The sequence below is a fragment of the Pedobacter antarcticus genome, from assembly GCF_900103515.1.
In the GTDB taxonomy this organism is placed as follows: Bacteria; Bacteroidota; Bacteroidia; order Sphingobacteriales; family Sphingobacteriaceae; genus Pedobacter; species Pedobacter antarcticus.
This window is the reverse complement of the sequence record NZ_FNGZ01000006.1, coordinates 104,006-115,525: the sequence shown is the minus strand read 5'-3', so window position 1 is coordinate 115,525 and position 11,520 is coordinate 104,006. Positions and strand designations below refer to the sequence as shown.

The following is an 11,520-nucleotide window of genomic DNA, read 5'->3' as shown; positions in this document are numbered from 1 at the left end:
TAAAAAAGGGGAGCATTGCTCCCCTTTTTTATTCAACAAATACCCAGACAGAGACACTTCCCGGCTGGCAGTAAAATTCTGCAGCACCGTCATCTCCGATTATAATCTCTTCGGGACAATAGTCAAACACGTCTTTCATTTTTCTACCTGCATGGGCGGCACCTATCTCCATAACTTTTACACCCCGCTCTCCATTGCTCATCAGCACAGCCAACCCTGAATTCTCTTTATCCATCTCCCCTTCCCGGGTCCAGCCTATACAATTAGGATGATCTATATAATCACGTTGTAAGCCATAAGAAAGATCCCTTCGTATTCTGGTCATCAGCGGCAGCTTCTCTATGGTTACCAGCTCTACTTCGGCCGGATTACCATCTGCATCGGTATCCATATAAGATGCACCGTACAAGTCAGGGTAAAAAACGCATGGGATCCCCTGTTCTCTGAGCAGGATCATAGCATAAGCTAATGGCCTGAACCAAAAGTCAACATACGCTTCCAGTGACTGCAGTGGTTGAGAGTCATGATTATCTACAAAGGTTACCGCCAGATGAGGATGAGATTCAATCAATGTATTGCTTAGAATTCCTCTTAGATCGTAGTCCTGTCCTTGCTGGGCAGCCTGATAGAAATTATGATGCAGCATGGAATCAAAAAGCTGCATCTTGCCTTCAGTAAGATCAATATAATCCCGCAGCTTCATTACGTCGTCTAATACCCAATTCTCCGCAACGATAAAAAACTCACGACCATATTTGCCGTTCATATGATTTATCCATTCCAGAAGAAAATCGGTATCGATATGTTTAACTGCATCAAGACGAAAACCGCCCATATTACAGGTCTCAAAATACCATTCTCCCCACCGCTTCAGTTCCTCGCGGACGGCTGGATTCCTAAATTCTATATCGTTAAACATCAGGTAGTCATAGTTCCCCATTTCAGCTGAGGGTACATTTCCCCACACTTGATCGTATTCATGCTGAATAGCAAAAATAGAGGTCTCCTGCAGGTCTTCGGCCCAGTCAATGCCACTAAAACAGGATTTATCCCAGATAAACTCTGAGTATTTGCCTTGCCTGCCTGGAAAATTGAACTTAGTCCATGCATCAATCTCAAATACATCTGATATGAACTGGTTCCTGTCGTCTTCAGCAACCTTCCTTACAGCTACGCGCTCGAGTTCATCACCACCAGCTTTATGGTTAAAAACCACATCGGCAATGACCATCATACCTTGTTCATGAATAGCCCGGATGGCATTAATGTATTCGTCTTTGGTTCCGTATTTGGTTGGGATACTGTTTTTCTGATCAAACTCACCTAAGTCGAACAGATCGTAACAGTCATATCCTGTGGAAGCATCTCCTTCGGTGGACTTATAAGCTGGCGGAAACCATACTGCGGTAATACCGCTTTCTTTTAATGCAGAAGCGCGGGATGCCGCCTTTCTCCATAAATTTTCACCATCATTATAATACCAGTGGAAGTATTGGATCAGGGTTTGGTTGGACATATGAAAAATAATATTTTTTTAAATGATGGCTTTACAGTACATATAACATGATGTCTGACTTTTTGTTTACTTTTGCAGCAATATGAGTTCAAATATCAAAAATCCTAAAAATTCATTCACCATTATGAATGAATTGGTATTACCAAATGACACCAATACACTCAATAATCTAATGGGTGGAAGATTACTGCATTGGATGGATATTGCTGCTGCTATTTCTGCTCAAAAACACTGTAATAGGATTGTAGTTACTGCGTCAGTAGACAACGTCTCTTTTAAACAACCTATTAAGCTTGGAGATGTGATTACGATTGAGGCCAAAGTTACCAGAGCATTCCATACTTCGGTAGAGGTACGTCTGGACGTGTGGGCGGAAAACATCCCCTCTGGAAGCCGTGTAAAATCTAATGAAGCTTATTATACTTTCGTTGCGGTTGATCAGAGCGGAAGAACAATTCCGGTACCGGAACTAAAGCCAGAAGATGCAGAAGAGGAAGAATTATATGAGGGTGCGCTGCGCAGAAGACAATTAAGGCTAATACTTGCAGGTAAAATGTTACCAAATGATGCTAAAGAATTAAAGGCATTATTCTTTACTGAATAAAAAGTCAAAATAAAAAGGTGTTGTGATGCGCGATAATTTTGCCGACAACACCTTTTCTATATTAACTTCCCATTTCCAGGATTTTATCAAATTCTTCTGCTTTTAACTGCATAACGGACAGCCTTCCCTGTCTCACCAGAGAAATATCTTTCAAACTTTCTTCAGCTTTAATCTGTTCAAGTGTAACCGGATTTTTCAAGGTTTCCACCGGAACCAGGTCGACCACTACCCAATTTTCATTATCTGTAGTTGGATCCTGATAAAACTCCCTGACAACCTTCGCTATACCTACAACATGCTTACCTTCATTGCTGTGGTAAAAGAGAACCAGATCTCCCTCCTTCATTAATTTGATATTATTCCTCGCCTGATAGTTGCGGACACCGTCCCAAAAGGTACGGCCATCTTTATTAAACTGTTCCCAGCTATATTTAAACGGTTCTGATTTGACTAAAAAATAATTCACGGATCTTATGTTTGAGATGATTATATATAATTTGCTAGCCCCGAAATTAATAAAAGCGGCAGGAATTATGTTAACTTAAATACGAAGGAACTGGTTAAATTAATGTATCACTTTAAATAACAGCTCTTTAAGCAATTCTCCGTCGGTAATATTCCCGGTACTGTCTACTCCCTTGCTTTTAAGATCATACTCCCGCAGTAATCCAATAATCTGAAAGACTTTAGTCAGGTTATAAGATCGGGCAGCAGTTTCGTAATCCTTTACAAAATACGGATTCACACCAAGCTCCTTTGCTGCGTCACCTTTGTGCTGCAAATAATGATATTTCAGGATTCTGGTGAAATAACTGTTGAGATTTGCCATAATCATAACCATAGGATTCGCCTTCGGATTATTAGCGAAATAGTTTATAATCTGATTACATTTCAATACGTTCCGGACAGCAAGTGCTTTTTGCAATTCGAACACATTATACTCCTTACTAATTCCAATGTTTCGCTGAATATGATCCGTATTTATGGTTGTCCCTTTACTAATATTGAGCAGGAGCTTTTCGAGCTCGTTGGATATTTTAGAAAGATCCGTCCCCAGATACTCAGCCATTAATGCCGCAGCCTGCGGGGCTATTTTAGCACCTTTCTCCTCCACAAGATCTTCTATCCAGGCAGCAAGCTTATAATCCCTTACAGGGTCTGACTGAAAGATCACACCCTGTTTCCCTATGGATTTATAAATCTTTTTACGTTTATCAAAATTGGCGTATTTATACGCGAGCACCAAAATTGTACTGGGCAGTGGTTTCTCAAAATAATGCTGGACAAACTCAGCTGCCTTACTACTGCCGTCCACTTCCTTCGCCCATTTTAGATCCTGCGCTTCTTTTACAATGATAAGCTGATAGTCTGACATCATAGGATAACGTTTGGCCGCATTCAAAATGGTGGCCATATCAGTATCCTTACCATATAATACAGTTTGATTAAACCCCTTCTGCATATCATCCAGAACATGTTGTTCCATAAAATGAACAACCTGATCAATATAATAGGATTCTTCGCCGTGAAGAAGATAAACAGGCTTGTATTTTTTAGCTTTGAGGTCTTTAAGAATGTCGGAAGCAGTCATATAATTATCCAAATGTAACCGCTAAAAACTAATTATTAAAGGTTATTTTTGCATTAATGGCATTTACCCCTACCGCATTGAATTTACCGCAGTACCCCTTTCGTATCACCTTAAGGGAAAAGCAACACTTTATATTCGATGAACTAAGAAAAAAGCACCTGGTGTTAACGCCGGAGGAATGGGTGAGACAACATTTTATCCAGTATCTGATCCTGGAAAAGAAATTCCCGAAATCGCTTATTCAACTGGAAGCCGGACTCAACCTCAATCAGCGAATGCAGCGTACAGATATTGTAGTTTTTAATCATTCCGGAGATAGAATAATGGTTATAGAATGTAAGGCGCCGCATATTCAGATCAATCAGCAGGTATTCGATCAGGCAGCACGCTATAATTCTGTGCATAAGGCACGGTGGTTAGTAGTAACAAATGGCCTGAAACATTATTATGCGCAGATTGACCATCTCAATCCAGGGTTTTCTTTTCTGGAAGAACTACCTGAATACAGCCATCTGTAAAATAAAAAGCTGCATCATTCCAATTTCGCGTTTCGATGCAGCTTCGGTCGGAAAGCTTCAATATCTTTCCCAGTGGTCGATGCCGGACAAATAGATTCCCGTTAATTAAAAGCGTCTACATAAAGTGAGGTAGAATATCTTGCTTTATTTCCCAGCCGATAGAAGCTGTATGTAGGATATGGGGCAAAGAAAGCTCTGTCACCATTATAAAGTCCCGGAGTAATCTGACACTTTAATATCACGCTGCCCGGTCTGGGATTGTAAACACTAATATATCAATCTAATTTTGCTGAAGCGATCGCACGGTGTTCATATCCTTCTCACATCATCTGGATATAACACATAAAAAAAGGGCAACTGTATAAATACAGCTGCCCTTCGGTTTTATAGTTTAAAGTGCACTCAAGCTCTCTTGAATAATTGCAATTTTAGATTCAGCATCGGCCTTTTTATTACGCTCGTTCTGAATAATCTCGGGTTTCGCATTCTGCACAAATCGCTCATTACTTAATTTGGCATCAACAGATTTCAGGAAACCCTGGAGATAAACCAGATCTTCATTTAACCTGATTTTCTCTGCTTCCACATCTATAGTTTCATTAAGCTGAACAAAAAACTCATCCTTACCTACCATAAATGCTGCTGCACCGGCAACTTTCTCCTGAACAAAATTCATTTCGGAGATATTCCCTAGCTTTCCAATAACAGGCTCCCATTTAGCATAATCCGTTTCAGAGTTTACACGGATATCCAGCGGTAAAGCTTCTTTTGGAGAAAGCTGTTTGGTATTTCTAATATTTCTTACTTCAGCAACAATACCTTTAACAAGTTCCACCTCTTTTAAAAGAGCCGCATCTGCTGGTCCCGATACCGGATAAGGGGCAACAATAATACAATCCAGTTCACCTTTTTCGCCAAAGATCTCATCATGCCACAATTCTTCTGTCAAAAACGGCATAAACGGATGCAACAGACTTAGAATTTTTTCAAAGTAACCGATAGTCGCTTTCAGAGATGCAGAATCAATTGGCTGCAGATAAACCGGCTTAACCATCTCCAGATACCATGCACAGAAATCATCCCAAACGAGTTTATAAGTTACCATTAAAGCTTCCGATAAACGATACTGTTTAAAGTTACCCTCAATTTCTTCCAATGCCTCATTAAACCTGTTATCGAACCAAGCGACCGCCTGCTCGTTCGGATTAGCTAAGCTTTCATCAACTTCCCAGCCTTTAATCAGACGGAAAGCATTCCAGATCTTATTCGCAAAATTCCTTCCCTGTTCACAATAACTTTCATCGAACATCAGATCATTTCCTGCGGGCGAGCAAAGCAACATCCCTACACGTACACCATCCGCTCCATATTTTTCAATCAAACCAATCGGATCAGGAGAGTTACCCAATGATTTAGACATTTTACGACCCAACTTATCCCTTACAATACCAGTCAGATAAACATTAGTGAAAGGTTTCTGGCCACGGAATTCATGTCCTGCCATAATCATCCTGGCTACCCAGAAGAAAAGGATCTCGGGCGCCGTTACTAAGTCATTAGTCGGATAATAATAATTGATATCCTTATTATCCGGATCTTTAAATCCATTAAAAACGGAGATCGGCCATAACCATGAGGAGAACCATGTATCCATTACATCCTCATCCTGTCTCAGGAATGGCGCCAACTGATGCTTAAAGCCATTCGCCTCTTCTTCTGTAAAAGCACTATCAGGATCTTTCTGATTTAAAAATGCATCCAGCGCTTCTTCCTTGGTTTTGGCAACAACCCAGTTATTTTTGTCATCATACCAGGCAGGGATTCTCTGTCCCCACCATAACTGGCGGCTGATACACCAATCTTTCACGTTTTCCATCCAATGACGGTAGGTGTTCGTGAATTTCTCAGGGATCAGATTAATTTCTCCATTCAATACATCTGCAAGAGCAGGTTTTGCCAGCTCATCCATTTTACAGAACCACTGCAGCGATAATTTAGGCTCGATTGCAGCATCGGTACGTTCAGAAAAACCAATTTGCGACTTATAGTCCTCTACCTTATCCAGGTGCCCGGCTTCATCCAGCAATACCGCAATCTTCTTCCTGGCAGCAAAACGGTCTTCGCCAACAAGAATAACCGCCAGCTCATTCAGCGTACCATCGTCGTTCAGAATATCTATAACAGGAAGATTGTGTTTTACGCCAAGCTCATAATCGTTCAGGTCATGGGCAGGGGTAACTTTCAAACAGCCTGTACCAAAATCCATTGTAACGTAATCATCTTCAATGATTGGAATTTCCCGGTTAAGCAATGGTATAAAAACATTTTTCCCTTTGAGGTGCGTATAACGCTCATCATTAGGATTAATACAAATAGCTGCATCAGCCATGATAGTTTCAGGCCTGGTCGTGGCTACAGTTAAATAACTGTCCGACTCACCTGCAACTGTATAACGGATATAATATAATTTCTGATTAACTTCTTTACGAATTACTTCTTCGTCAGAAACAGCAGTTTTTCCTGTCGGATCCCAGTTTACCATACGGATTCCGCGGTAAATCCGACCTTTATTATACAGATGTATAAAAGTATCAATAACAGCTTCTGACAGGTCATCCTCCATCGTAAAACGTGTACGCTCCCAGTCACAACTTGCACCAAGTTTCTTTAACTGATCGAGAATGATACCACCGTATTTCTCTTTCCATTCCCAGGCATAAGCCATAAATTCTTCCCTGGTCAGGTCCTTTTTACTGATTCCTCTTTCTTTAAGCATCGCTACGACCTTAGCCTCTGTCGCAATAGAAGCATGATCAGTACCCGGTACCCAGCATGCATTTTTACCCTGCATTCTGGCACGACGGATCATTACATCCTGAATAGTGTTATTCAGCATGTGCCCCATATGCAAAACTCCGGTAACATTAGGCGGAGGTATAACTATGGTATAAGGTTCACGTTCATCAGGTTCGGAATGAAAAAAGTTTTTAGACATCCAGTAGCTGTACCATTTATCTTCGGTAGCAGCTGGATCATATTTAGTGGAAATGCTCATGGCTAAGTACTGGTTAAATTACAAAAATAACGTTTTTACAGCAAAAATCAGCTTATAAACTCTTCATCGAGGATCGCATATTCGAAACTATCCATCCATCCGGTTTTCAAAGGAAGAATCTGTCGTTTTGTCCCTTCCCTGGTCATCCCTGCTTTCTCCAACACTCTTATAGAGGCCAGATTTTCGACAGCACAGCCAGCTTCGATACGATGCAGTTTTAGGCGGTCAAATCCAAATCTGATTACTGCGCGGATGGCTTCGGTAGCAAAACCTTGATTCCAGCGTTCAACATTTATTTTATACCAGATTTCAGCACTGTTAAACTTCTCAGACGAAAGTTTCAAAGAAACAAGGCCGATAAAACCACCTTTTTCCAATTCGACAGCAAACGTGTAATTCCTGATTGTTTTTTTTAGATGGTCATGAATCCAGCCATCCACAATAATATTAGTCTCTTCCAGATCTCTGGGAATTCCCAGCGTGTTATATTGATCAGTCTCTGCCATCTGGTGCAATACGTGTACTGCTTCCAGATCGGCCATCTTTACTAATCTTAATTTTAACCTTTCCGTGAAAAATTTTAGTTCTGCCATATTTATGTATTGAATGCTCTGTAAATGCCTCTGCCGGACCGCAGACACGGCCAAATATAGTAAATCGGAAACTGTCCGGTAATATCGGAAGACGGATTGTGGCATGGATCCTTTCCATATAACATTTATTCTGAAGAACGACACAATAAAAAGTGTTAAAAAATGTTAATGTTGATAGATTAAATATCCAATCATGAAGTCAATTAAATTACTTACACTTCCGGGATTACTCTTCAGAAAACTAGGGATAACTAAGTTATACTACTGGTTCAACAGGTAATATTTTTAATAGAATTTGCTTCTGTCAGCTGTCATTGCGTAATTTGAGCAACATTTGACACCGGTTAATCAGGCGAGTCTGAACCTTCTGCGCAACCTGCGTATACCGGGGCACAATCTATATAGAATATGATAAACATCAAGAACTTTAAAAGTTACTTCGCCGTACTGGGAATTGTAGCCGCGAGCTATTCCTCCTATGCGCAACAAGCACCGAAAAAATTCATCGATCCGGCTAACATGGATTTATCTGTTAAACCAGGAGACGATTTTTACAACTACGCCAATGGTGTATGGATGAAAAACAATCCTGTTCCAGCGAAAGAAACGCGTTGGGGAAGTTTTAACGAATTACGTGACTTCAATATTAATGCTGTAAAAAGCCTGGTTGAAGAAGCTGCTGCAGATAAAACTGCACCTGCAGGTTCTGTAAAAAAACGTGTAGGAGATTTCTATACCGCAGCAATGGACAGTGTGACCATTGAAAAACTAGGCTATTCGCCGATTAAAGCAGACCTGGCCAGAATTACATCACTAAAAGACATTAATGCAGTTATTGACGAGGTGGTAAGAATGAGAACTGCCGGTTCAGGTAACCCGATGTTCAACTTTGGCGTTGCACAGGACAGAAAAAACGTCATTAAATACCTCCCTTCTTTGGGCCAGGGAGGAACTACGCTTCCAGACCGTGATTACTATTTAAAAGATGACAGCAGATCTGTTCAGATCCGTGAAGCTTATCTGAAATACATGACTACTCTATTTGCACTGACGGGAAATACTGAAGCGCAGGCAAAGGAAAAGGCTAAAACAGTTTTAGCTATCGAGAAGGAATTTGCAGCAGCGCAGATGTCCCGTCTGGAGATGCGTGATCCTTATAAAACCTACAATAAATTTACGGTTGCAGATTTCACTAAAACTACGCCGCATATCAACTGGGCAGCTACTTTACCGAAATTAAAGGTTCAGAATCAGGACACTTTATTGGTTGGCGCCCCTAAATTCTTTGAAAATCTGGATCAGATGCTCGGTAAAATCTCCGTTGCTGACTGGAAAACATACCTGCAATGGAATGTATTAAAGAGCTCTGCTCCTTACCTGAGTTCACCATTTGTGAAAGCAAACTTTGCCTTCACACAGGCACAAACAGGACAAAAAATACAAACTCCAAGATGGCAACGTATGTCATCCCTCACCGATGCGACTATTGGTGAATTGTTAGGTCAACTTTACGTAGCCAAATATTTTAAACCAGAAGCAAAAGCAAGAATGACTGAACTGATCAGCAATCTGCGTAAAGCTTTTGAGATCAGAATTAATAACCTGGACTGGATGAGTCCGGAAACCAAAGTAAAAGCGTTAGCAAAATTAAATGCTTTCGTCCCAAAAATCGGCTATCCCGAAAAATGGAAAACTTATGATGGGCTAACTATCACTAACAATACTTATTTCCAAAACGTCAAAAATTCAGGAGCATGGGCTTACAATGAAATGGTTGGACAATTGGGTAAACCAGTTGATCGTACACGTTTCGGTATGACTCCTCCTACTGTAAATGCATACTACAGTCCAACAATGAACGAGATCGTTTTCCCTGCCGGAATTTTACAGTTTCCTTTCTTCGCAGCTGATGCAGATGATGCAATCAACTACGGTGGAATTGGCGCAGTTATCGGTCATGAAATGTCACATGGTTTTGATGATAGCGGTAGCCAGTATGATAAAGACGGTAACCTGAGAAACTGGTGGACTAGCGAAGACAGGACAAAATTTGACGCTAAAACAAAGGCATTGGGAGAGCAATACGATGCTTATACTGTATTAGATACCATTCATGTGAATGGCAAATTAACAATGGGTGAAAACATTGGTGACCTAGGTGGTCTGAATGCGGCTTATACGGCGTTCAAACTTACAAAACAAGGACAGTCGAATGAGAAAATTGACGGCTTTACACCCGATCAGCGTTTCTTCCTTTCGTGGGCACAGGTATGGAGAGGTAATATTCTTCCTGAAAGTGCAGCTCAGCTGATTAAAACAGATCCACACTCTCCGGGAGAAGCCAGAACTATTGGTGCTCCGGTAAATATGGACGCCTGGTATGAAGCATTTGATGTAAAACCAGGAGACAAATTGTATAAAAAGCCAGAAGACAGAATCAGACTCTGGTAAACATTTAAAACCAAAGGGCATTGCTTATTCGCAATGCCCTTTTTGTTAAAACCGGTAACCAAGGCCCACACCAATAAGCCATGGCCTGATTTTCACATCTGCCTGGATATTGCCTAACACATCTGCTAATTCTGGATTTTCGGAAGGAGTAAGATTAGCGGCATCCACAGTTGCTTTAGTAGACAGGAATATTTTTTTCAGATCTGCATTGATAAACATCCTGTCAGTGATGGCAAAATCCAAACCTGCCTGTGCAGCGAAAGCAAATCTATTTTTATAAGAGATATCCTGCACAACAGGACCCTGATCTGCATTATAAAAAATAGTGTAATTAACACCTGCACCCACATATGGTTTAAACTTTCCTACAGGATAATGATATTGCAAAGTCAACGTAGGCGGGAGCAACCATACCTTACCAAGATTCACCTCTGCCCGATCAGGGCCGCCTATAGCACTCAGGTCAGAACCTGTGGTTTTCACTTTATGCCTTGTCGTTCCGAGAATTAGTTCAGCAGCAAGATTTTTAGTAAAGAAATAGGTGAAGTCAAGCTCCGGTATAAATGATTTTGAAATTTGTGCATCCCCGCCAATTACACCAACCTCAGCACTCTCCTGAGGGATAACATGAACAGCACGAAGTCTGACTCTCCATTCACCAGGAGCGGGATTTGACTGCGCAAAAGCGCCGAGTCCTAAAAAAAACAGGGATCCGAATACAATTAATCTTTTCATAACATTTGATTTGATACCTCAAATGTATAGCGGTCACAGTTTTTAAATAGTGTCAGAAAACACAAAACCCCGTGATTAACGGCACTTATTCCGTGTATTTAGCCTGAATCTTTTTAGGAAGCTTTGATAGTATTATGCCGCGCGATTCGGCAACGCGTTTTTTCAGTTCATTCCAGGGCAGTACTTCCAGATCGGCAATCCCTATCCAGCTACCCTTAGCCATATGATAAGCCTGAGTGATGCCGTCTCTGGAAACCAACTCTTGAAATTCTTCCACATCACACTTGATAGCGAAACTACCCTTAGTCAGTGAATAAATTACATAGATCTTATTTTCAATCAGAAAACAAAGATTTTCCTCCCATTTTACATCTTCTGTAGTCCCTGGAAGACTCAGGCAGTAATGACGAAACATTTCTATATCCATAAGAATTAAATTCCCACTAATTTACGGAAT

At 40.8% G+C, this 11,520-nt stretch carries 10 protein-coding genes; 3 read left to right on the top strand and 7 right to left on the bottom strand.

What is annotated here, in order from left to right; all coding sequences use genetic code 11:
* Positions 1-28: 28 nt before the first annotated feature.
* Positions 29-1,516 carry an alpha-amylase gene (locus tag BLR53_RS13470; protein ID WP_037442670.1) on the bottom strand — a complete coding sequence of 496 codons (1,488 nt, stop codon included), beginning with the start codon at positions 1,514-1,516 and terminating at the stop codon, positions 29-31.
* Between the two features lie 82 nt (positions 1,517-1,598).
* Between BLR53_RS13470 and BLR53_RS13465 the strand changes: the two genes are divergently transcribed.
* Positions 1,599-2,120: an acyl-CoA thioesterase gene (locus BLR53_RS13465; protein WP_051760061.1), complete on the top strand. Its 522-nt coding sequence runs from the start codon at positions 1,599-1,601 to the stop codon at positions 2,118-2,120.
* A gap of 61 nt (positions 2,121-2,181) precedes the next feature.
* On the opposite strand, the gene BLR53_RS13460 is transcribed toward BLR53_RS13465, so the two are convergent.
* Positions 2,182-2,586, bottom strand: a complete 405-nt coding sequence (locus BLR53_RS13460; protein WP_037442672.1) for an EVE domain-containing protein — start codon at positions 2,584-2,586, stop codon at positions 2,182-2,184.
* Between the two features lie 99 nt (positions 2,587-2,685).
* Positions 2,686-3,711 carry a DNA polymerase III subunit delta gene (gene holA / locus BLR53_RS13455; RefSeq protein WP_074590359.1) on the bottom strand — a complete coding sequence of 342 codons (1,026 nt, stop codon included), beginning with the start codon at positions 3,709-3,711 and terminating at the stop codon, positions 2,686-2,688.
* Between the two features lie 56 nt (positions 3,712-3,767).
* On the opposite strand from holA, the gene BLR53_RS13450 reads away from it, so the two are divergent.
* Entirely contained in the window at positions 3,768-4,229 is a 462-nt protein-coding gene (locus BLR53_RS13450; RefSeq protein ID WP_074590357.1) for a type I restriction enzyme HsdR N-terminal domain-containing protein, read from the top strand.
* A 391-nt stretch (positions 4,230-4,620) separates the two neighbouring features.
* Here BLR53_RS13450 and BLR53_RS13445 read toward each other — a convergent pair whose 3' ends face one another.
* Together BLR53_RS13445 and BLR53_RS13440 are read right to left on the bottom strand one after the other, a co-directional pair.
* Entirely contained in the window at positions 4,621-7,284 is a 2,664-nt protein-coding gene (locus tag BLR53_RS13445) for a valine--tRNA ligase (protein ID WP_074590355.1), read from the bottom strand.
* 47 nt (positions 7,285-7,331) lie between these two features.
* Entirely contained in the window at positions 7,332-7,877 is a 546-nt protein-coding gene (locus BLR53_RS13440) for a GNAT family N-acetyltransferase (RefSeq protein ID WP_074590352.1), read from the bottom strand.
* A gap of 408 nt (positions 7,878-8,285) precedes the next feature.
* On the opposite strand from BLR53_RS13440, the gene BLR53_RS13435 reads away from it, so the two are divergent.
* On the top strand, positions 8,286-10,328 hold the full coding sequence (locus BLR53_RS13435) for a M13 family metallopeptidase (protein WP_074590350.1): 2,043 nt from the start codon (positions 8,286-8,288) through the stop codon (positions 10,326-10,328).
* Positions 10,329-10,373: 45 nt separating this feature from the next.
* Here the strand turns inward: BLR53_RS13435 and BLR53_RS13430 are convergent, their stop codons facing one another.
* Together BLR53_RS13430 and BLR53_RS13425 are read right to left on the bottom strand one after the other, a co-directional pair.
* Positions 10,374-11,063, bottom strand: coding sequence for an OmpW/AlkL family protein (locus BLR53_RS13430; RefSeq protein ID WP_074590348.1), 690 nt, complete (start codon positions 11,061-11,063; stop codon positions 10,374-10,376).
* Positions 11,064-11,148: 85 nt separating this feature from the next.
* Positions 11,149-11,490, bottom strand: coding sequence for an MmcQ/YjbR family DNA-binding protein (locus BLR53_RS13425; protein ID WP_037442690.1), 342 nt, complete (start codon positions 11,488-11,490; stop codon positions 11,149-11,151).
* Positions 11,491-11,520 lie beyond the last annotated feature (30 nt).